Raw genomic sequence first — 21,127 nt, forward strand, 5'->3', positions numbered from 1 at the left:
TTTTCAGACTTAAAATTAAAGATATGGATTTTCAGACACTTGTAGATGCACAAGGCATGGCGGCGGCAGTTCTATCAGTCGAAAAAACGGATGACGGGTATTATGGCGACATCCGGATTGTTCGTGCAAATGAAATGTACAAACAGATTATGGGTGAAGGCTACCATGACAATATGATTTATTCGGAGCTTATTCCCAAAGAACCGAATTTTGAAGATTTCTGTTTCAGATGTGCTGTCAATAAGCAGCATCTTCATGCCTATGTTGACACAAAATCAATGGGTGTCTGGACTGACGGAACTTACATTCCGCTTTCTCCTGAAGTTGACGATGGGAATATCTGTCATCTTCTGTTTTTCTTTGAATTCACAAAAGCACCTGATTCTGCAAGAATGTCGAATATTTCTACTGAAACGGCTCATCTGGTCATTCAGACTTGCATAAATCTTCGCGGGGCAGAAAATTTCTATGAAAGCATGGATACAGTTGTCGGTGACATCCAAAAAAACACTCAGGCATTTTCCGCATGTATATTCATGATAGACACTGAAAAGCGAAAATTTGCCCCGCTTTGTGCAAAATACAGTGTTGAAAATGTATCGATTGATGATTTTAGGCCGTATCTCACGGATGATGTTGTTTTTTCATGGGAAGAAACTTTGCGAAATCGTGACGCCCTCATCATTAAAAATGAACATGACCTTGCCGAACTGGAAAAAATAAATCCTATCTGGGCAAAAAGTCTTCGGGATGCAAAAGTCCAGAATGTCATTCTTGTTCCGCTTTCTCAGGGCAAAAAGATGTTCGGTGTCCTGTTCATCACGAATTTCAATATTGAGAAAATCATTGATTTAAAAGAATTCGTCGAGCTTACGGCGTTTTTCCTTTCTTCAGAAATTGCGAATAATGCCCTCATGGAAAAACTTGAATACCTGAGCAATGTGGATTCTCTTACAGGCGTAAGGAACCGAAATTCCATGAATGCGCGGGTTGACCAGCATGTGAGTAAAGAGCAAATCGTTCATGCACCTTTTGGCGTAATCTTTGCGGATTTGAACGGTTTGAAACAGTGCAATGATTCGGGCGGCCATGAAGAAGGCGATAAACTTCTTAAAAAAGCGGCAAAATTGCTTAAAAAATACTTTGATGATAAAGAGATTTACCGTTCAGGTGGCGATGAATTCGTTGTAATCGTTCCAAATTGCGAAAAAGCTGATTTTGAGGCTAAAGTAGCGGCTCTCAAGGCAGAAAGTGCTTACGGGGCTGAGGTTTGTTTTGCAATCGGTTCTGACTGGAGCAGTAACGAAGCTGATTTGCGGCGATGTATGCATGTTGCTGATGAAGCGATGTATGCGGACAAAAATGAGTTTTATAGGATGCATCCCGAAAATCGTCGGAAATAAGCCTTCTTTTAAGGAAATCATTGAGAATATCGTTCTTTTTTGCTAGAATATCTGCCGATGAAAAAACTGATTCCCGTCATTTTTGCATTGACGGCGGCTGTCCTTGCGCTTTTGTTTTTCAGCCGAAATCTTTTTGTCAAAGACCACTCAATTTCTCGTGCGCGTGTTGTCATTCCGATTGTTGGTGAGCGCGATTCAGAGGGAAAGGCTAACGAATATTCAGATTCTCTTGAGCAGACTTCATTCATTCAGCTTTCAAATGGCGAAACTCTTGTTGGTACGCTTGAAATGGACATCGACAGTGATGGCTATGATGATCAGGTCAACATGGTCAAAACTTCTGCAAGTCCATACATCGTGCTTATCGTTGGTCTTTATAATCCCAAAAACGGAAATTACGAGCGTTCAAATTATCTGGCTACGCAAATCACGCAGATGAAGACTTTTGCCTGCACGAGCATAGATGTAATCGGAAATCATAAAAATGCGCTTGTTTATCAGGGCATCACTGATTCCGGGGCAGTAGTTCTTAAAATCTTCCTTGGTAGCCGTAATAAGAGCGGTGAGTTTATTCTTAATCCAATTGGTGATTTTGAAGCTGACGGCACTGTTTTCATTCAACAGACTCCGCGAAGTGAATCTTATGAACTTGCACAGACAAAAGGCGAGAGTTTTCCTGTCTGGGTTTACACTTCTGAGCAAAAAAATGGCACTGATTCGGCACAGCTTGATCAGATTCAGACGATGTATGAATGGAGCGAGGAAGACGGCTCTTATGTAGCTTCGAAAACTCTTCGTGTGGCAGGAAATCGTGTTGCGGCAAAAGAGCTTGCTCGCATTCAGGATGGCAGAGTCGAAACTTTTGGCAATTTCCTTGACGGATTGTGGTATAAGACCGAAAATGCAGGCTCTCAAATCCGTTTCATTTCCTTTGATTACCCGAATTCCGAAATCATCTTTGAATATGAAGATTCCGAGGAAGTTTATTCCTGGTTAAAAAGCACGCTCCGCCGCAATGGCATTTATTTCTCTGCGGTAAACAAGTCTATCGAAAATCTTCAGCGGCGTTTTGACATTTCCCTTGTGAGCACAGATGAAATCAGAATCAAGCTGCAGGATGATGTCCGCATGTTGATTAACGAAAGCACTCAGTGGGACGGAAATTACAAGAAATTCAGCTCAAAAGAAAGTCCTAAAGAACAGAAGACAAAGGAAAGCGAGTGCATCAGTCGTCTTATTGAGCAGGAAACTTGGGAAACAAGCGATAAAACCATTCTTAAATTCAGTGAATCGGGCTATACGGCAACCGGTAAAACTTCTTATGATTCAGGAAGATTTACTACCAACGAAGTCACAGGAAAAACGCTTTTGCAGTTCCGTTCTGTGCATGAAGTTCCGTATTTCAAAAATTCCTATCTTCCGGCTTTCCAGACTACAAAAAAGAGCGAAAGAAACTCAAAGGGTAAGCTGATTGAAAAAGAAGTCGCCGACAAGGACACGATTATTCTGTACAATGTCGTGCTTTCTCCAGAAGGCTTCTATCAACAGCCGGTTTCGCCGCTTGTCCTTAAAAAATATATTCCGCCAAAGGAAGAAAAAGACAATCCTGTCGAAGAAATCCAGTCGTTTACAGAATCTGTTGTTACGCAGAATCCTGCTGAACCCAAGCTTTCTGTCGGAATTTCACCGCAATACTTCTCTCCGGACGGCGATGGCGAATATGATGATTTGACGCTCATGCTTAAAGCTGAATGTGAATCTCCGATGAAGTCATGGTCGTTTACGGTTGAAGATCCTGCAAGCTTAAAGCCTTTCTGGTCAGTCAAGGGCACTTCTGAGCTCCAGTCAAAACTTATCTGGAACGGAAAGTCTTCACGCGGAGAGGTTGTTCAGTCGGCTACAGATTATCCTTACGAATTCACTGTTACGGATTCAAATAATCTTTCTAGCACCGTAAAAGGCTTTGTTAAAGTTGATGTTCTCGTAATCCGTGATGGAGAGCGAATCAAAATTCAAGTTCCTTCTATTATATTCCGAAGTGATGCGGCTGATTTTAAAACAACTGAAGAGATTGCCGCTCGTCCTGATTATGACGGAAAAACAAAGGGCCTTGACCAGCATACTCTTGAAAACAATGTTAAAGTCCTTAGTCGAATTTCGGAAATCCTTAAAAAGTTCCGTGATTATAATGTTCAGATTGAAGGAAATGCAAATAACCTTTCGGGAACGCAGGAAGAAGAGGATGAAGTTCATCTGCTTTCAGAAAAGCGCGCCCAGTATGTTCGTGACTGGCTCATTAAAGACGGCGTTCCTTCTTCAAATCTGAAAGCTGTTGGCAACGGAAGCAAAAATCCTGCTACTACATCAACGGCTATCGAAGACCGATGGAAGAACAGACGAGTAGAATTTATTTTGAAAAAGTAGACATTAGAGGTGTTCGGAAATTAACTGTATTTCCGAACACTTCTAATAAATTACTGCAAACCGAACATCGACTTGAGTTGTTCATTAGTGAGTTTGTTCATGAAATCACGAACTTCTTTGTTATTCGTCTTCATGGAAGCTGATTGGAGTTGCTTATCAAGACCATTAAGCGGGAGTCCCATCAAAACATATGTTTCTCCTGTTTCCTTGTCGAGATGATAATCAATCTGAACAGACCCTGAGAGAACCGAATTTGCAACCAGTCCAGTAGCCTGTTTGTAGCTTTCCTGTGTGTCATCATCTGTCTGGTTGCCGATACTTTTTGTAATTTCGTCAGAAACAACAGTTGAAATTCTTTGTGCCAAAGACGCCCTGGCATCTGCTCTTGCCGCTTTTTCAGCTGCAATTCCAGAAAGTGCAGACTTTCCAACTCCCGCAATCGCAGGTTCAGACATAATAGATGTAGCTATTTTTCCAGCAAGATATTCGTTGTGCCACCACTCGGTGTTTCCTGTTGGTTGTTTAGTAGAGGCACAGCCAATAAACAGTGTCATTGTAAACACCGCACTTAAAAATAGAACTAGCTTCTTCATTTTTTCCTCCTGTTATAATGAAGTTTTCTTTTATCTAAAACAGGTTAGCCCGCCAATTCAAAAGCGTGCCGCCTATTTTGTACCAGTCACATTTGCATAGACTCCTGCCGCTGCCCCGCCTACCCATGTGATTACAGAAATAGGTACAGTCACAATCGTTCCAACTAAACCAATTACGGCTGCTGTTGAGTTCGCGTCTGCTGTAGCTGACCGTGAAACTGAAATCGATGTGTCATATTTTGAGTGTTGCTCATCAAATATATTCGCTTTATTATCAGTAAGTACCGCGAATGTGTTGTCGGTTCTTTGCTTGAAACAGTAAACATCGATGGTATTATCAGTAAACGGTTTGTGATATTCAGGGTAATGGGAAATTCCATTGTTCTTTCTTGCCTCATCCGCTTTTTTCTTTGCTGCTTTTGTGTCCGGCATCTTCCAGAAAAAATCTCCTTTCGTGACTGTACTGTAGCCCCCCGCAAAATTTATGAACGCATAGCCTGTACATTTTAATAGACTCCATGCTGAAGAGCCTAAAACTACAAAAGGTTTCCCAAGAAACGAATAGATGATGTAGTTTGTATTTGGTATACTTTTTACTGTTACCTGCTCAACATATCTTTCGTTTCGTATTTTCCCACTGTCGTCTTTTTCTGTCGTTTTTGTTTGTTGTGAACTTCTGTTGTTTTTTTCTTCCCTGCGTTTCTTGCTTATATCCTTGAAAGCATTGGAAAAATATGATGGAAGTTTATCTGAAAATTTCTTTTTTTCTGTAAAAGTAGATTTTTCTTGACTCGTAGCATTTCGTGCAATTCTGAATCCTACATCAATATAAACATTGTTGGTGGATAAACTTCTTGTTGAATATACCTTTGATGATTCAGGACTTTCTAATGCAGAACCACCACAAACATTATAGTTGTCATCCCAAACCCATTCCCATACATTTCCGCTCATATCATAGATTCCAAGTTGATTTGCCGCCTTTTTACCAACTTCATGTGTGTGTTTTCCGCTGTTACTTTTTGTCCATGCGACTTCTGATACCGTGGCACTCCCTGAATAAGCGTAATCATTTGATATTACACCGCCTTTCGCTGCAAAAGTGAATTCGTCTCCTGTCAAAAGTCTGTAACCGCTTGCATTTTTGTCAAAATACCATGTTGTTCCACGCATGTTGTAACAAGGAGTCTTGTTTTCGCTTATGCTTTTTCGGTTGCAAAAATCAAGGGCATCAAACAGTGAAATTTTTTCAACTGGAAATAAATCCCCGATATTTTTACTAGGATTTGTACCCATAAGTTCTGTGTACTGGGATTGTGTGACTTCTTTTTTGCTGACAAAGAAACTTTGTATTTTCTGTGACCCCTCAATATATACAAAATCGCCATAGTCAACTAATTCCTTGTATTTTTTATTTTTTCCCTGTGCTTGGTCTACGCTTTGCGAAAAATTTTCGTCATATACTAGTCTACCGTCCTTTGATTTGAAAATTTTTTCGCCTATGAAGCCACCAGTTTTGTTGTACAATTTGATGCTTGTGCTTTCATACTGCTCAGAATCTGATGACTTAATAGAAGCCTCTGCACGAAGACCGTTTACTTCCGTAGACATTGTTTCAGTTCTTGTTCGGGAGACAAGTTTGCCGTCTTTTTCGAGAGATATAGTTTCTCCTTTGAGAATTTCTTCTATATATGTTCTCTCCGAGGTCTTCTGATATTTGTTTGTGGTAACACATGAGATTGAAAAAAAAGAGAGAAACACCAGAAAAGAAATCAAAAAACAAATTTTAGAATTCATAAAAGTCTCCTTCCTGCTATAAAAACACAGCTATTGTCTCGGAATAGTGTTCAATTTTTTTTCTTTGTCTATGTAACTCTGGCTGATTGCAAATTCGTCATCAATTTTGCTTGAATATTCTGCCGCTTCTTTTTCAGCCAGATTGATTGCGATGTTGAATGCTGCCAGAGAAATGTTTTTTATTGTTATTGAGATGTTGTTTGCTGTTATTTGTCTTTTCCAGCTTGATGTGTCCGTTCCTTCTTTTGCGTAGTTTATTTTTGATTCAAGGGTTCGGTTTTCGCTTTCCAAATCCCTTATCTCTTTTTCAACCTTATATTTTGACTGCTTTGCTGAAGCTGCGTCATCCCATGCTTTTTGTCGAGCCTCTGTATATTCTTCGCGTCTTTTTCTTGATTCAGCAATACGCAAGTCATACAAATCCCACAGATACGAACGAGGTGATTTACCAGAGCTGTCTTTTATGTCGATATTGATTCCTTTGAGTTCCAGAAAATAATCAGATAGCGATTCATTCTTATTTTTTGCAGAAAGACCAAGCGGTGTCTCATTTCTGTTGTTGACGGCATTTATCGCACCGCCAAGAGAAATGATTTTCTTTGCCAAGTCATCCATACTATTAGCACATGCGTAATGAAGAGCAGTGTTGCCCGTTGAATCTTTCGGACTAACATCAACTTTTTGGGTCAGGAACCATGTTGATGTTTCTGTTTTTGCATTTTTTAGAGCTATAAGCAATGGAGTCTGCCCTGAGTAGTTTGCCGCATTCAAGGCAGATGGTTTCTTTTCGAGGATAAGTTGGCTCAGTTCTTTTGAGGCGGAATCACGGTTGTTTAAAACCGCAACATGAATTGCTAGATTGCCATTTGAGTCACTTTCTGAAACTGAAGCACCCGAATCTAAAAGGATTTTTACACCATTTGTAAAACCTGTTCCAGTTCCGCAAGCCAAAAGCAGAGGTGTGTTTCCTTTGCTGTCTTTGGAATTTATAATTCGGATTGCATTTTTTGACTCTAAAAAAAGTGTGAGCGAGCTACCGTCAGATTTAGAAGAAGCTATGTGCAGGACATTTTGCCCGGCACTGTCTGTCACGCTTATATCTGCACCCGCCTCAAGTAGCAAAGGTAAATAGGAAGTCTTCTGTTCTTTTAACGCTGTGATTAGCTGCTGTTTTGGGAAAGAAGCCCCAGCTTTTATTAGGCTGGTAGCGGCATCTATATTGTCCAACTCATAAGCGAAAAGGAATGGCGTGCGATTCTTTGCGTCTTTTGCTTCAATATTGGCTTTTTTCCCAATGAGAGCCTCTAGCGTTGAATTTGAGAATTTTTCAACGGCGAAGAAAATAGGTGTTTGCCCCGTGTCATCTCTTTTTTCTAGGGAGGCACCGTTTTCCAAAAGTGTTATGGCAGTGTCAGAATCATCGTTCACAATTGAAATCAGAAGGGGAGTCTGTTTTTCGGAATCTGCTGCATCGATTTTGCATCCGTTTTTTATAAGAAATGGAACAATATCTTTTTGTGAAAATTTAGCGGCAAGATGAAGCATATTTTTTCCATCTGCCATGACGAAATTGTATTTAAATCCGAGCGTCTTAAAATATTCAGCCGCTTCAACATTTCCTATGACAACGGTTTGAATCACTGGGTCTTTTATGTAGTTGTTTCGCTTTATTTTTGCACCGTGTTCAATAAGTATTTTAAGAAGTTCGATGTCCGAAGCATCAATAGCATCGTTTATTGGCGTTCTGCCGTAGATGTTTGAGTGGTTTAAGTCGCAAATTTCGTTTTCGGCGAGCCACTCTGCTACCGCAAGATTCTCTCCTTTTATCGCAATTTGGAGTGCATTTGAATTGTCATCGGAATAAAAAAGCGAAAGTTTTTCTTTTTTACAAAGATGCTCGATGTTGTCTACTGTCGAATTGATAATTATCTTATCTTTTTTGCCCATAGAAAACAAAAGGCTTGAGCAAAGAAGACTGCAAAAACATACAAAAATTTTCCTTTTCATACGCATTCTCCTACAGATTCTTTTGTTTTATTTTTTTGACAGGCATACTCTCATCAGGAACTTTCACAAGGTAATCCTTTAATTCTTCATAAGTTCCTTGAATTTTAACTTTTTTGATATAGCGTTGTGTTTTTGTTGATGATGTAGAAATATTTGTTGGGGAATCCTCAGAAGAATCTGATGTAGTAGAAGAGTTTTCCATCGGTGAATATGTCGCAATGGTAAATTCTATGCAGACAGACTCAGACGGGCCTGCGACAATAAGTTTGTCGTTGCTTTTTAGTATTAGTGAGCCGAATGTCTCTAACAGCAAGTCCGAAGAAAAACCGAGCCATGCGTTTGCTGCTGCCTTAATCTCCGAGTTATTGAATCTTGGTGATTTGGCGAGAAATTTCAAAAGGTCGGGATACGAGCCATCATAAGCATATCCCTTGACTTTTTCTTTCTTTACAAAAAATGTAATTGAAGATTCTTCTGTCGGGGAATGAAAAATAAAAAGATTTTCCCCGGCAACATAATCTTCTCCGAAATCTGCCAGAACTCCATCGAGCGAATTTCCGCAGTAAGATTCAAGCATCATGTTTACCGTATCCCAGTTTTTTATCAAAACATCTTCCGATGAAGATAGTACAGGTATAGACACACAAGAGGTAAAGCATACCTGCAAAAAAATCAAAAAGGTTGAGAGAATCGCAAAACAAATGTTCATAAGCATACACCCCTAATATTTATAGAAGTAAATTTCTCGCAGACTTGAATATTCTTTCGTGTATGCACTTCCGTTGTATGAAGTCCAAGACAGACTCCAATAATTTTCTCCATCTCCCGACCATGTGACTGTTTTTGATTGATTATGATAAAGAGTAAATGTTCCGCAATCTGCATCACCTCGTGGTGTAATATCCATTCTACCGAATGTATAATTTACAATTTTCCATGTTGATTTTGTTTCAAAGAGAGAACACCCTGAAAGTAAAAAACAAATTCCAATAAGACAAATCAAAAAACTTCTCTTGAACATAAAATGCCTCCTAATAAAAAGTGTCTAAGAAGTGAAGATTTTTAATTTTTCTGTTTTTATTCACCTCTAAGTATACAAAATTATCACCTTAAAGAATCTTTTTGTCAAATTTAATTTAAAAACATCTTTAGAATGGTACTAAAAGCGGGGATGCCGTTTTAAATTTTCTTAATGAAAATCAGAGAAATTTTTCGTCAAAATTTGAGATATTACAGAAAAAAATGTGGTCTTACCCAAGAAGCCTTATCTGAAAGAATTGGCTTAAATCCAAAATACATTACAAATATAGAGGCACAATCAAAATTTCCTTCCGCCGAGACAATTGATGCAATCGCCGAGGCTTTGAACATAAAGTCCTCGCAGCTTTTTGTAGAGCAAGGCTGCCCTGTGAATGTAGTTCAGTTTGATAAAGATATATTTATGGAAAGTCTTGTTGCGGGTATTTCTAGCGAACTGAAGGCGGAAGTCGTGAAATATTTTGATAAAATTTTTTGACTTTTGTTTTTTCTTTCTTATTATATGATATTTCCATTGTCAAAAATCGAAATTCTCTCTATTATGGTTAGATTATGACTGCTAATGAGTTACGCTCAAAATATATTGAGTTTTTTAAATCTAAGAATCACGTTGAGATTTCTGGACAGAGTTTGATTCCAGAAAATGACCCTTCTGTTTTGTTCACAATGGCGGGAATGCACCCGCTCGTTCCTTACTTGCTTGGCGAAAAGCATCCTGCCGGCACTCGACTTACCGACTATCAAAAATGTATTCGCACTGGCGACATCGAAGAAGTAGGTGACCCAAGCCACCTCACTTGTTTTGAAATGCTCGGAAACTGGTCTCTGGGCGACTACTTCAAAAAAGAATCAATCGCATTTTCTTATGAATTCCTTACAAGCAAAGACTGGCTTGCCCTTGATCCAAAAAAACTTTCTGTAACTGTTTTTGCAGGCGACGAAAATGCTCCGCGTGACGAAGAAGCTGCCGGTTACTGGAAAGAAAACGGTATGCCAGAGGATAAAATCGCTTATCTTCCTGCAAGCGACAACTGGTGGGCAGCTGGTCCTACAGGTCCTTGTGGTCCTGATACCGAAATTTTCTACTGGGTTGGTGAAGGCTTGCCACCTGTTGGAAGCAATAAGGGCACAGATTCTGCAAACTGGATGGAAATCTGGAACAATGTCTTCATGCAGTACAACCGAATCGATGAAAAAACTCTCGTTCCGCTCGAAAAAAAGAATGTTGATACCGGCATGGGCTTGGAGCGCACAAACTGTATTCTTCAGGGCAAAAAATCTGTCTATCTTACAGAGGTTTTCCAGCCAATCATCGCAAAAATCGAAGAACTTTCTGGCTATAAATATGGAAGCGACGAAGAAAAGGACAAGTCAGTTCGAATCATCGCTGACCATGCCCGCGCATCAGTATTCATCATTGGTGATGTTCGTGGTGTAAGCCCGGATCGCGTTGGTGCTGGTTATGTTCTCCGCCGATTGATTCGTCGTGCTGTCCGTCACGGAATGAAACTCGGAATCGAAAAGGCATTCCTTGCTGAAATCGCTTCTGTCGTAGTTGAAAATTTCAAGTGCGCATATCCAGAACTTGAGCAGAACGCAGAAAAAGTTAAAAAAGAACTCACTGCCGAGGAAGAAAAGTTCCGTGTTACACTTTCAAAAGGCGAGGCTGAGTTCCAGAAACTTCTTCCAAATCTCATGAAAAATCCTAAAAAAGAGATTTCCGGCAAAGTTGCATTCCGCTTGTACGACACATTCGGTTTCCCGCTTGAGCTTACTCAGGAATTGGGGGCAGAAAACGGCTTCACAGTCGATATCGAAGGTTTCAAGGAAGCTGAGCGCAAGCATCAGGAAGCTTCAAAATCAGCTGATGTTGGTCAGGCAAAGGGCGGTCTTGCAGAGCAGAGCGACACAACTACAAAATATCACACTGCAACACACCTTCTTCAGCAGGCGCTTACCGAAGTTTTGGGAAATCAGGTTGCTCAGAAAGGTTCAAACATCACAAACGAGCGTATGCGTTTCGACTTTACTTTTGAGCGTCCAATGACAAAAGAAGAAATTCAGCAGGTCGAGGACATCGTAAACGCCAAGATTAAAGAAGATTTGCCTGTAACAATGGAAATCATGTCTCTTGAGGCAGCTCAGAAAGAGGGCGCGCGAGCATTGTTCACAAACAAATACGGCGAGGATGTCAAAGTCTACACAATCGGTAAAGATCCGAAAAACGACTGGTTCTCAAAGGAAGTTTGTGGTGGACCGCATGTTCAGCACACTGCTCAGATTGGTGAATTCAAAATCCAGAAAGAGCAGTCATCATCTGCAGGCGTTCGCCGAATCCGTGCTGTTATCAGTGGGGGATTGCCACTCGACCCTCAATAGATGCCGCTCCGCTATGAAGTGGTGGAGCGAAGCGACAGTGCGAAGCTCCGCGCGTTAGCAAGCCACGGAACAGCGGCAGCCAGTTGACTGGCGTAATAAAAAAATGTAACTAAAACAGGGATGAGAGTGTTCTTATTCCTAGAGGAAATTTAAATGAAAAAACTTATACTTGCTGCAACATTTGCACTTTCGATTGCGTTCGGCTCGTTTGCACAGTCGGACTTGCAGCCACTGGCTGTTGTAAAACTTAACAAGTCTGAGACAATTACACTTCGACAGCTCAAAAACCGCGTCGGCATTTATCAGAAACAGAACAATATGCCGTCATTCACGGTTGAGCAGAAAAAAGAAATTCTGGATGCTATGATTGATGAAAAACTGGTTGTTCAGGCTGCAACAAAAGCCGGCATGAATATTACCGACACTCAGGTAAATCAGTATTTCTTGCAGAATGTCAGCCAGCAGGTTGGAAAACAGGTTACAGAAGCAGAATTTTCTGAAATCGTAAAGCAGCAGACTGGCAAAAGCCTTGACGACTTTATGAAAGAACAGGTCGGAATGAATGTTGCTGATTACAAGTCTTATCTGAAAAATCAGCTCCTTGCACAGCAGTATGTCTTGCAGCAGAAGCAGAATGATATCAAAACAATCGCTCCAAAAGATGAAGATATCCGTAAATTTTATGATTTGAATAAAGCTTCTTTCGTTCAGAACGATATGGTAAAACTTTTCCTTGTAGTTGTTCCAAAAATGAACAATAAAGAGGGCGCAAAAATCAAGGCAGAGGCTTTGCTTAAAGGTGTAAAAGACAAGTCTCTTTCGTTCGATAAAATCAAATCTGATTCTGGAAAAGATTATCAGGGCGGTGATTTGTTCATCGGCAAAACTGCACAGCATGCACAGCAGCTCGGAATTTCTTACAATGATTTGATTGAGTTGTTCACACGCGATGTAAATTACATTTCAAATCTTAACGAAACTGAAACTGATTTCCAGTTCTATGTTGTTCGACAGAAATATGCTGCAAAAATGCTCGCAATTTCGGATTTGGTGCAGCCGGAAACAACAATTACTGTTTACGATTACATCAAACAGAATCTTACAAATCAGATGCAAAGTCAGGCCCTTATTGCTGCCGTTCAGGATATTACAAAGGGCTTGCGAACTCCAAGCAATTTTGAATACAAGCAGAAAGATGAAAAACTTAAAAAACTGCTTGCATGGGAAAAATAATGTCACGAAGAAAATCTAGAATTATTGCATTTCAGGGCTTGTATTCCTGGGATGTCGGCGGTATGGACGAAAAAGATGTACTCGAACTTTCCTGGATTAACCAGAATCCTGCTGAAAAGGAAGATGATGAAGTCAGCGAAAAATCATTAAAGCTTGATGAAGAAGGCGCTGCTTTTTCACGAATGTTGATTGCGGGTACAATCGAGAACATTGAAAAAATTGACGAAAAAATTAAGTCTCATCTCACAAACTGGGATTTTGAGCGCGTCAATAAAGTCACTGTCGCAATTTTGAGAATGAGTGTATATTCGCTCATGTTTACAAAAGATATTGAGCCTTCAATCGTAATTGACGAGGCTATTGATATTGCAAAAAATTACGGTCCAGACGACTCATATAAATTTGTTAACGCAATTCTTGACAACATAAAGAAAGACATGAACTGAAATCCTTCCTGAAAATTCAGTTCATAGGAGTTTTATGAAAAAAAATCCTGTTGTAAGAAAAATAGCTTTTGTTTCGCTCTTGATTCTTCTGACAGGATTTTTTGTTTCCTGTTCTAAAGAAGACGATGCTTCATTCATGACTGCAATGGAGAGCATCGATATCTTCATCAAAAACGGTGATGTTTCAGAGGCAATTCGCCTGCTCAAAAAATCTGAAAAAAAAGCATTCAGTTCATTTGCACGAATTGGAATTTATCACCGATATATGCAGCTTGGTGAAGATAAAAAGGCCGAAAATGTTCTTGTAAAGGGCCTAAAAAAACTTCCAGAAAATCCAGAACTTTCCGCTGTTTACGGCCATTTTTTGCTTAGAAAAGACAGGCTTGCAGAGGCTGCTGAAGTAACGAAAAATCTTGAGGGTGAAAAATACGGTTCAATTCATTCTGAAGCGGTAATGAAGCAGATTCTAAAGGCTGATAATCTTTCAGAAATTTCAAGTCCGCTTTTTTCGCGCGAAATTTCATCTATATACTATGATATGTATGTCGGAACGAATGATGCACGCTGGCTTCGTAACTGTGCGTTGATTTATCTTCTTCGCGGAGATTATTCAATGGCATCTTCTCTTCAGGATGAACTCGAAGATTCTCAAGATGCTCTTTTCTGGGCGTTTGTTCAATATGATGCAGGGAATTTTGATGTAGCTGCGAAAAATCTTGAGCAGGTTAATTCTTCGCTCTTAAAAGGAAGTGCGGCCTTGCTTGCTTCTGATGCTTACATGCAGCTTGATGATGAGAAGAGCGCTGATGCAATCCGTGAGGCATATATCGAACTGGCACAAAAAAATGGAATAAAGATTCAGCCGTCAATTTATGTGAATTCTGCCCTTCATGCTTTCAGAAACGAGCAGTATCGAAAATCTTATGAGTATTTGATTGAGGCTCTTATTTCTGACCCTGATTTTGTGCCGGCGCTCATTTCTTACGGTAAACTTTCATGGAAAGACTCACAGCCATTACAGATGAGTGAACTTGAAAAAGCGCTCCGAAAAACAAGCCTTCGTACTAACAAAATGCGCGAATATGATGAACGCCCTAAGTTTACGATTGTTGATGCACTTTACAGAATGCATGAAACTCTGGAGCGTGAATCTCGTTCCGGCATGCGTCACAACGATGATTTGATTGTTGAGCGCCTTTCTTTGTATCTTAAAGACAATCCTGATTTGAATCTTACGCAAAAGACATCGGCTATCTGGTCAGAACTTGAGCAGAACCAGCTCGGAACGAATCTTTATCCGCCACATCTTGTTCAGTTTGCTGTGCAGAAATTTCTTTCATATGGTTTGATTGATGAAGGCCGTGAGCTTTTCATGAATTATATTGATGCAAAATTTGATTTGAATTATCGTCGTCAGCAAACCGAAGCTGGCAAGACCGAAAGCGTTAAAACCGATATTTTTGGTGGTGAAAAGATTGAGGCAATTCCTGTGATTCCAGAAAGTGTTGCCCGTCTTGCTTTTGGAGACCGTGCTGCTGATAAGTCAGATCGAATGGAAATCTGGGAAATTGAATTTGCGGCATATTTTTCTTTGCTTGAAAAAAATGTCTCAGCAGCAAAACGCCTTTATGAATATGTTCTTTTTGAGACAGGCGGTGTAAAAAGAGCTAATGCTTCTGGTGACATTTCTTCTGTTTCACCGCTTGCGGCAAGCTCAAGTGCGGCAAATCTCGCTATGATTTATTCAAGCACTGGTGAGCGAAGTAAGGCGATGTCACTTTATTCACTTGCGGCAGGAAAATCAAAATCCCCGCAAGTAAAATCGAAGTTGCTTTACCGTCTTGCAAAAGGGCAGGTCGAAGCCGGCAATATTGAAGCGGCAAAAACGGCTCTTTCATACAGCTTGAGCCTGGATATGAGCAATGCTGATGCCCGTTTGCTAAAACGACAGATTGATACAAAATAAAAAAAACGCACTTCAGTGATGTGAAGTGCGTTTTTTTTGCGCAAGGGATTGTAGTGGTGTGCAAGGCACATTGCGAAGCAACGGAGCGATAGCGGAGCCACGAAAAGCCCGACCGCAGCGAAGCGGCGGATGCGCCCTTATTCTACGATTGCGATGATGTCTGAATTCTTTACGATGAGATAGTCTTCACCGTCTATTTTTACCTGAACTCCGGCATATTTGTCATACATAACGCGGTCGCCGACTTTAACGGTAATCGGGTCTTTTTCTGTTCCCGGACCGACGGCTTCAACGCTTGCAGTCTGTGTTTTTTCTTGTGCAGTTTCTGGAATGATGATTCCTGAAGCGGTTTTTGTTTCGGCCTTTTCCTGTTTGAGAAGAACACGGTCAGCTAATGGTTTGAGTTTCATATATTTCCTCCAAAAAAAATACTTTTTACTCATATTAAAATAGTAAATTTTTTGATTAACGGCAAGATTTTTTTTAATTATTGAAAATAATCGTTTTTGTCCAAAATATGTACGAATGTGCCTTATATTTTTCGTTTGAAAATTTGGTGAGGTGTGGTATAATTATTTTCAAATAAATACCGAGGGTTCCCATGAAACGAAGTGTTCTATTTATAAGTGAAGCTCAAAATTTTTTAGTCACTGCGATGATTAAAGCTCTCAAGGAAGCTCGTTTTGAAGTTTCTACTGCAGAGCCTGACATGGTTGAAATCTCTCTCATTCAGAATATCCCTGATATTTATCTTGTTTACCTTGAAGGCGATTTAAATAAATTTAACGGCACCTTAAAATATCTTAAAAAACTCGTAACAGAAGAAGGTCATGACCGCATTCTTTATCTAATCGGAAACCCAATGGAAATTGAAGCGGCTTATGATGTTTATCCGCGTTCACTTGTTTCTGCTGCGTTCAGCCGTCCTGTAAACATTCAGGATGTCATTAAAAAGCTCAATATGCTCATCACAAGTGAAGCTGGCAGCACTCCAGGTCGTAAAAAAATCCTTGTTGTAGACGATGACGGCGTTATGCTTCGTACAATGAAGACCTGGCTTTCTCGTAAATACGAAGTCTATATGTCAAATTCGGGCCTAAATGCACTTCAGTTCCTGGGGTCAAATCATGTTGATCTCATTCTTCTTGATTATGAAATGCCTGTTGCTTCGGGGCTTCAGATTTTTGAAATGTTAAAGCATGATACGAATCTCTGTCATATTCCTGTGATTTTCCTTACTTCAAAAGACGACAAAGATACTGTCATGAAAGTTCTTGCGGCTGGTCCTGAAAAATACATGCTTAAATCTGCTGAACCTGAGCTGCTTTTGAAGACTGTTGACGACTTCTTCAAAGGAAAGTAAAAGTCTTTTTTGCTTCAGATGTCAGTTTTTTGATATGCTTTAGGAAAGGGGTGCACTTATACAAAAACTGACATGTTCGGCTGGCTTTTGGAACTCTTTCATTCTTTTTATCCGGAGAAAAATATGGAAGAAAATAAATATGATTCGTATTTTTTAGTTCGGAAGAAAGTTTTCCGGCTTACAATCCCGCTCACAACGATAATTTGTCTTATTCTTTTATTGATAATTGAACATATCGGTAAGGCTGTTGGATTCGAACTTTCGTTTAACGGCTGGATTGCCTTTAAATCCCGAATTTATCTTGAAATCATACCTGTCATGCTGCTTACAACTCTTTCAGGGTATACGGCGGGTTCATTTGTTGTCCTTCTGTTTTTCTCGATTGAGACGATTGCATCCCATGCTTTCCCATATCATTCTTTTGTCCTGCTCATGGCCTCTCTGGTTGCGAATATTCCTGCCCTTCGTATCTGGTACAAATCCGTTTTCAGAACCTTCCAGGCGGTTTTTCTTTTTGCCTTTATTCTTGGAAACGGCTGGAACATTCTCATAATGATTCTTGAAGGCCGTGAAATCTTTATGGAGGCGCAGGTCTTTCTTTTCATTCTGGCTGTCGTTCCTTCTGCAATTGTCTGTGCTCTCTGCTATCTTTACTATAATTGCATCCCTGAGAATATAAAAAATCTTTTTTTGGGCAGCACCTACGATTCAGATGAAATAATGTTTTTAAAGGCTGCTTTTGCTAGACAAAAAGGCCGTAGAATTCGAGCAAAACTTGCCAATCTCATTATCGCTGAATGTGCGGTTCTTCTTATTGCCGGATTTGGTTTTGCGAACGCACTTCTTGAGCAGTTCAGAAATGTCACTCAATGGCAGCAGGTTGTTTTTGCAACGCGTCTTGTCATTCTGATGATGATTGTATCGGTTCCGGCAATTCTTTTTGCGTTTTCTTACACGAATGTTTCAATCACGCGCCCGCTTCAACTTTTGACAAAGGCAGTAGAAGACAGCAATGTCTGCAATCTCACTGAGCATACGAGAGATGTTCCCCGAATCGACATAAAATCGCTGAATATAAAATCTAAAGACGAAATCGAAATCTTGTATCGCACGATTCTTGAAATGCTCTCCACCACAGAAAGCTATATTAAGAATCTTGAACGCTCTCAGCTTTTGGAAACGCAGCTGGCAACGGCAAAAGCGGCAAATAAAGCGAAAACTGAATTCCTGTCAAATATGTCGCATGAAATCCGTACGCCAATTAATGCTGTTCTGGGCTTGAACGAAATGATAATCCGCGAAAGCAAGGACAAAGCAATCACAAAATATGCGAAAGATATTGAAACTGCTGGCAAGGGCCTTTTGAGCATCGTAAATGATATTCTTGATTTCTCTAAAATCGAAGCAGGAAAACTTGAAGTTATTCCGACAAATTACGATTTGAGCTCTTCAATCAATGATTTAATCAACATGATTTCCAAGAGGGCAGAAGATAAAAACATCAAGTTCAACATAGATGTAGAATCCGACATGCCGCACCTTCTTTATGGCGATGATGTCCGAATCAAGCAGTGTATCGTCAACATACTTACAAATGCGGTCAAATATACGAACAAAGGTTCCGTCACGCTTTCTGTTTCTGGTAAAAAGGTTGATTATTCCCATGTGATGCTTACGGTTCATGTTGTGGATACGGGAATCGGCATTAAGGACAAGGACATTCCGAAGCTCTTTACGGCATTTCAGCGAATCGAAGAAGAGCGGAACCGTACGATTGAAGGTACTGGCTTGGGCTTGAACATCGTTCAGAGTCTTCTTACGCTTATGAATTCCCGCCTTGAAGTAGAAAGCGTTTATGGAAAAGGTTCTGATTTCCATTTTTCTGTGCTGCAGGGCGTTATCGACTGGAAGCCGATTGGTGATTTCAAAGAGACTTACAATCAGACTGTCAAAAAATCTACTGGTTATCATGAACTTTTCAAGGCACCGAATGCAAAGATTCTTGTTGTTGACGATACCGAGTTGAATCTTACTGTAGTGAAAGGGTTGCTCAAACAGACCGAAATTCAGGTTGATACGGTCATCAGCGGATATGATGCAATTGATGTCATTCAGAAAGAACATTACGATATTATCTTCCTTGATCACCGTATGCCAGGGATGGACGGCATTCAGACTTTCAAAAAAATGCTTACCCTTAAAAACAACAAAAGTAAAAATGTGCCGGTGATTGCACTTACGGCAAACGCGGTTTCCGGTGCAAAAGAAATGTTCCTGACCACAGGCTTTACTGATTACATGACAAAGCCGATCGAAGGCAAAAAACTCGAAGAACTCATTTTGCAGTATTTACCAGAAGAGCTTGTTGAGCATATAGATTCTTCGGCTGCTGATATTGAAGAAATCGCGGTTCTTGATGAAAATGGCGAGGTCGTCGAAACAGGCCCAGTCTTTGAAAATGAGAATATCTCAAAACTTACAGGAATTTCGCTTGATGATGCCTTGAAGTATACTGGCGGCGAGGATGTGCTTGTTCAGACCTTAAAAGAATTCTACAAGGTCATCGATAAAAAATCTCAGGAAATCGAGCAATTTGTTGCTGATAAAGACTGGCGGAATTATACGATTCTTGTTCATGCGCTCAAAAGTTCTGCACGCCTGATTGGTGCGGCCGGGCTTTCCGAGGATGCGAAATATCTTGAAAAGTGCGGTGATGATGAAAATGAGGCCGAGATTGTTGCAAAAACCCCTGACCTCTTGAAGCTTTATCGTTCTTATAAAGAGCATCTTGCGCCACTGTGTGCCGAAGAAACTGATGATTCCGGCAAAGAAGAAATGTCTTTGGAGCAATATTTGGAAGCCGTCTCAAATATCGGTGAATGTGCTGCGGCTTATGATTACGACACAGCCGATCAGATTATCGCGATGATGAAAGATTACAAACTCCCCGCAGAAAAAAAGCAGCATTTCCAGGATTTGTGCGATGCAGTGAGCGCGGTAAATCAAGAGCAAATCATAAATCTTACAAAAGTATAAAAATACTCTCTGTGTACTCCTTAGCTCTGTGAGGAATTTCTTTTTTATGTTACAATAGCTGTATGGCAGATTATGTCGTTCGCTCCGCCATCCATGGCTACGCGAACTTACAAGTTTTTTTCAAAAACTTGCGGATTTCATTTGCTCAGGAGGCAGCGGCATCCATGCCGCTAATTTTCGATGGCAGACTACCATGTATTCGACCCGGCTCCAGAGGGCACGCCGGTTGCTAATTTTGTTCATCTTCATGTTCATTCTGATTATTCTTTGCTTGATTCCTGCGCCAAGCTTGATGATTTGGTCGCCAAGGCCAAGCGGCTCAACATGCCAGCCCTCGCACTCACTGACCACGGAAACATGTTCGGTGCGCTCAACTTTGAGCATCTCTGCCATGTAAACGGAATCAACCCGATTGTCGGTGAAGAATTTTATGTTGCTTTCGGCTCTCATTTAGAGAAAAATTCGGTTCCTTATTCACGAAAGGGCGAAGACGGAGACCGCCAGGCACGCTACTTCCACTTGATTCTTCTTTGCGAAAATGAAATCGGCTATAAAAACATGAGCTGGCTCTCTTCAATTGCTTACACCGAAGGAACCTGGTACAAGCCGCGAATCGACTTTGAACTTCTTGAAAAATATCATGAAGGCCTGATTTGCTGCTCGGCTTGTATCGCGGGCGAACTTCCGCAGCTTTTGCTTGCAAACAAGGACGAAGAAGCAAAAGAACTTGCATTAAAGTACAAAAATCTTTTTGGTCCTGACCATTATTACATCGAATTGCAGGATCACGGCCTTGAAGACCAGAAAATCGTCAATAAAAAGTTGATTGCACTGGCACACGAACTTGATATTCCGCTTGTCGTTACGAACGATATTCACTACATCGAAAAAGAAGACTGGGAAGCTCAGGATTGTCTGCGCTGTATCGGCTTCAAAAAGAACATGAACGAGCCGCATCAGACAATGGGCGGTGACAAACACGAGTGGTATTTTAAAACTGAAGAAGAAATGCGGCTTTTGTTCCCGGACTGTCCCGAAGCTTACGACAACACAATCAAGATTGCCAATATGTGCAACCTTACTATTCATCAGTACAAAACGATGGAGCTCAAAGGCACGCTTCCGCGATTTGCTTTGCCAGAAGAATTCCAGACTCACGGCGAAGATTATGCGAAAAACCAGGACGACTACATGCGCCACCTTGTCGAAAAAGGCTTGCGTATGCGTTACAAGGAAATTACGCCGCAAATCCGCCAGCGATGCGAATACGAAATGGCAATCATCTTGAAGATGGGCTTTTCGGGCTACTTCCTTATCGTTTGGGAATTCATCAACTGGTCAAAATCTACCTATGATAATGTAAACAACCGACCAAAGCCTTACATGCCGATAGGCCCTGGCCGAGGTTCGGGTGCGGGTTCGCTCGTTGCCTACTGTCTTAC

At 40.6% G+C, this 21,127-nt stretch carries 16 protein-coding genes; 10 read left to right on the forward strand and 6 right to left on the reverse strand.

Features of this window, described 5'->3' with window-relative positions:
* Positions 1-23: 23 nt before the first annotated feature.
* Positions 24-1,403, forward strand: coding sequence for a GGDEF domain-containing protein (locus Q0Q74_RS08040; protein ID WP_294429843.1), 1,380 nt, complete (start codon positions 24-26; stop codon positions 1,401-1,403).
* Positions 1,404-1,460: 57 nt separating this feature from the next.
* Positions 1,461-3,827 carry a pallilysin-related adhesin gene (locus Q0Q74_RS08045; protein WP_294429844.1) on the forward strand — a complete coding sequence of 789 codons (2,367 nt, stop codon included), beginning with the start codon at positions 1,461-1,463 and terminating at the stop codon, positions 3,825-3,827.
* A 50-nt stretch (positions 3,828-3,877) separates the two neighbouring features.
* Here the strand turns inward: Q0Q74_RS08045 and Q0Q74_RS08050 are convergent, their stop codons facing one another.
* The 5 genes from Q0Q74_RS08050 to Q0Q74_RS08070 all read right to left on the reverse strand — a co-directional run bounded on the left by Q0Q74_RS08050 (position 3,878) and on the right by Q0Q74_RS08070 (position 9,245).
* Positions 3,878-4,420, reverse strand: a complete 543-nt coding sequence (locus Q0Q74_RS08050; protein WP_294429845.1) for an LPP20 family lipoprotein — start codon at positions 4,418-4,420, stop codon at positions 3,878-3,880.
* 72 nt (positions 4,421-4,492) lie between these two features.
* Positions 4,493-6,217 (reverse strand): SUMF1/EgtB/PvdO family nonheme iron enzyme, encoded by a 1,725-nt coding sequence (locus tag Q0Q74_RS08055; protein ID WP_294429846.1) that lies wholly within the window; start codon positions 6,215-6,217, stop codon positions 4,493-4,495.
* 30 nt (positions 6,218-6,247) lie between these two features.
* Positions 6,248-8,224, reverse strand: coding sequence for an ankyrin repeat domain-containing protein (locus tag Q0Q74_RS08060; RefSeq protein ID WP_294429847.1), 1,977 nt, complete (start codon positions 8,222-8,224; stop codon positions 6,248-6,250).
* 10 nt (positions 8,225-8,234) lie between these two features.
* Positions 8,235-8,933 carry a hypothetical protein gene (locus tag Q0Q74_RS08065; protein WP_294429849.1) on the reverse strand — a complete coding sequence of 233 codons (699 nt, stop codon included), beginning with the start codon at positions 8,931-8,933 and terminating at the stop codon, positions 8,235-8,237.
* Between the two features lie 12 nt (positions 8,934-8,945).
* Positions 8,946-9,245, reverse strand: a complete 300-nt coding sequence (locus tag Q0Q74_RS08070; RefSeq protein WP_294429850.1) for a hypothetical protein — start codon at positions 9,243-9,245, stop codon at positions 8,946-8,948.
* 171 nt (positions 9,246-9,416) lie between these two features.
* On the opposite strand from Q0Q74_RS08070, the gene Q0Q74_RS08075 reads away from it, so the two are divergent.
* The 5 genes from Q0Q74_RS08075 to Q0Q74_RS08095 all read left to right on the forward strand — a co-directional run bounded on the left by Q0Q74_RS08075 (position 9,417) and on the right by Q0Q74_RS08095 (position 15,286).
* The gene (locus Q0Q74_RS08075; protein WP_294429851.1) at positions 9,417-9,740 is read left to right on the forward strand and encodes a helix-turn-helix domain-containing protein; all 324 of its coding nucleotides are present in this window, start codon (positions 9,417-9,419) and stop codon (positions 9,738-9,740) included.
* Positions 9,741-9,814: 74 nt separating this feature from the next.
* Positions 9,815-11,641 carry an alanine--tRNA ligase gene (locus Q0Q74_RS08080; protein WP_294429852.1) on the forward strand — a complete coding sequence of 609 codons (1,827 nt, stop codon included), beginning with the start codon at positions 9,815-9,817 and terminating at the stop codon, positions 11,639-11,641.
* A 153-nt stretch (positions 11,642-11,794) separates the two neighbouring features.
* A complete protein-coding gene (locus Q0Q74_RS08085) occupies positions 11,795-12,874 on the forward strand; it encodes a SurA N-terminal domain-containing protein (protein WP_294429853.1) in 1,080 nt (359 codons plus the stop codon).
* Complete coding sequence (gene nusB / locus Q0Q74_RS08090) at positions 12,874-13,320, forward strand: transcription antitermination factor NusB (RefSeq protein WP_294429855.1); 447 nt, start codon at positions 12,874-12,876, stop codon at positions 13,318-13,320. Before Q0Q74_RS08085 ends, nusB begins: the two co-directional genes overlap by 1 nt.
* Positions 13,321-13,354: 34 nt before the next feature.
* Positions 13,355-15,286 carry a hypothetical protein gene (locus Q0Q74_RS08095; protein ID WP_294429857.1) on the forward strand — a complete coding sequence of 644 codons (1,932 nt, stop codon included), beginning with the start codon at positions 13,355-13,357 and terminating at the stop codon, positions 15,284-15,286.
* A gap of 137 nt (positions 15,287-15,423) precedes the next feature.
* Here the strand turns inward: Q0Q74_RS08095 and Q0Q74_RS08100 are convergent, their stop codons facing one another.
* Positions 15,424-15,696, reverse strand: coding sequence for a co-chaperone GroES (locus Q0Q74_RS08100; protein WP_294429858.1), 273 nt, complete (start codon positions 15,694-15,696; stop codon positions 15,424-15,426).
* A 191-nt stretch (positions 15,697-15,887) separates the two neighbouring features.
* Between Q0Q74_RS08100 and Q0Q74_RS08105 the strand changes: the two genes are divergently transcribed.
* The 3 genes from Q0Q74_RS08105 to dnaE all read left to right on the forward strand — a co-directional run.
* Complete coding sequence (locus Q0Q74_RS08105; protein WP_294429859.1) at positions 15,888-16,649, forward strand: PleD family two-component system response regulator; 762 nt, start codon at positions 15,888-15,890, stop codon at positions 16,647-16,649.
* Between the two features lie 123 nt (positions 16,650-16,772).
* The gene (locus Q0Q74_RS08110; RefSeq protein WP_294429860.1) at positions 16,773-19,685 is read left to right on the forward strand and encodes a response regulator; all 2,913 of its coding nucleotides are present in this window, start codon (positions 16,773-16,775) and stop codon (positions 19,683-19,685) included.
* Positions 19,686-19,865: 180 nt separating this feature from the next.
* On the forward strand, positions 19,866-21,127 hold a 1,262-nt coding region (gene dnaE, locus Q0Q74_RS08115), incomplete at its 3' end, for a DNA polymerase III subunit alpha (protein ID WP_294429862.1).

The organism is uncultured Treponema sp. (assembly GCF_946187725.1).
GTDB lineage: Bacteria > Spirochaetota > Spirochaetia > Treponematales > Treponemataceae > Treponema_D.

What these genes read in the sequence shown, in the direction of transcription:
- Q0Q74_RS08040 (WP_294429843.1), top strand. Translation starts at nt 24, where the DNA reads ATGGATTTTCAGACACTTGTAGATGCACAAGGCATGGCGGCGGCAGTT.
- Q0Q74_RS08045 (WP_294429844.1), top strand. Translation starts at nt 1,461, where the DNA reads ATGAAAAAACTGATTCCCGTCATTTTTGCATTGACGGCGGCTGTCCTT.
- Q0Q74_RS08050 (WP_294429845.1), bottom strand. Translation starts at nt 4,420, where the DNA reads ATGAAGAAGCTAGTTCTATTTTTAAGTGCGGTGTTTACAATGACACTG.
- Q0Q74_RS08055 (WP_294429846.1), bottom strand. Translation starts at nt 6,217, where the DNA reads ATGAATTCTAAAATTTGTTTTTTGATTTCTTTTCTGGTGTTTCTCTCT.
- Q0Q74_RS08060 (WP_294429847.1), bottom strand. Translation starts at nt 8,224, where the DNA reads ATGAAAAGGAAAATTTTTGTATGTTTTTGCAGTCTTCTTTGCTCAAGC.
- Q0Q74_RS08065 (WP_294429849.1), bottom strand. Translation starts at nt 8,933, where the DNA reads ATGAACATTTGTTTTGCGATTCTCTCAACCTTTTTGATTTTTTTGCAG.
- Q0Q74_RS08070 (WP_294429850.1), bottom strand. Translation starts at nt 9,245, where the DNA reads ATGTTCAAGAGAAGTTTTTTGATTTGTCTTATTGGAATTTGTTTTTTA.
- Q0Q74_RS08075 (WP_294429851.1), top strand. Translation starts at nt 9,417, where the DNA reads ATGAAAATCAGAGAAATTTTTCGTCAAAATTTGAGATATTACAGAAAA.
- Q0Q74_RS08080 (WP_294429852.1), top strand. Translation starts at nt 9,815, where the DNA reads ATGACTGCTAATGAGTTACGCTCAAAATATATTGAGTTTTTTAAATCT.
- Q0Q74_RS08085 (WP_294429853.1), top strand. Translation starts at nt 11,795, where the DNA reads ATGAAAAAACTTATACTTGCTGCAACATTTGCACTTTCGATTGCGTTC.
- nusB (WP_294429855.1), top strand. Translation starts at nt 12,874, where the DNA reads ATGTCACGAAGAAAATCTAGAATTATTGCATTTCAGGGCTTGTATTCC.
- Q0Q74_RS08095 (WP_294429857.1), top strand. Translation starts at nt 13,355, where the DNA reads ATGAAAAAAAATCCTGTTGTAAGAAAAATAGCTTTTGTTTCGCTCTTG.
- Q0Q74_RS08100 (WP_294429858.1), bottom strand. Translation starts at nt 15,696, where the DNA reads ATGAAACTCAAACCATTAGCTGACCGTGTTCTTCTCAAACAGGAAAAG.
- Q0Q74_RS08105 (WP_294429859.1), top strand. Translation starts at nt 15,888, where the DNA reads ATGAAACGAAGTGTTCTATTTATAAGTGAAGCTCAAAATTTTTTAGTC.
- Q0Q74_RS08110 (WP_294429860.1), top strand. Translation starts at nt 16,773, where the DNA reads ATGGAAGAAAATAAATATGATTCGTATTTTTTAGTTCGGAAGAAAGTT.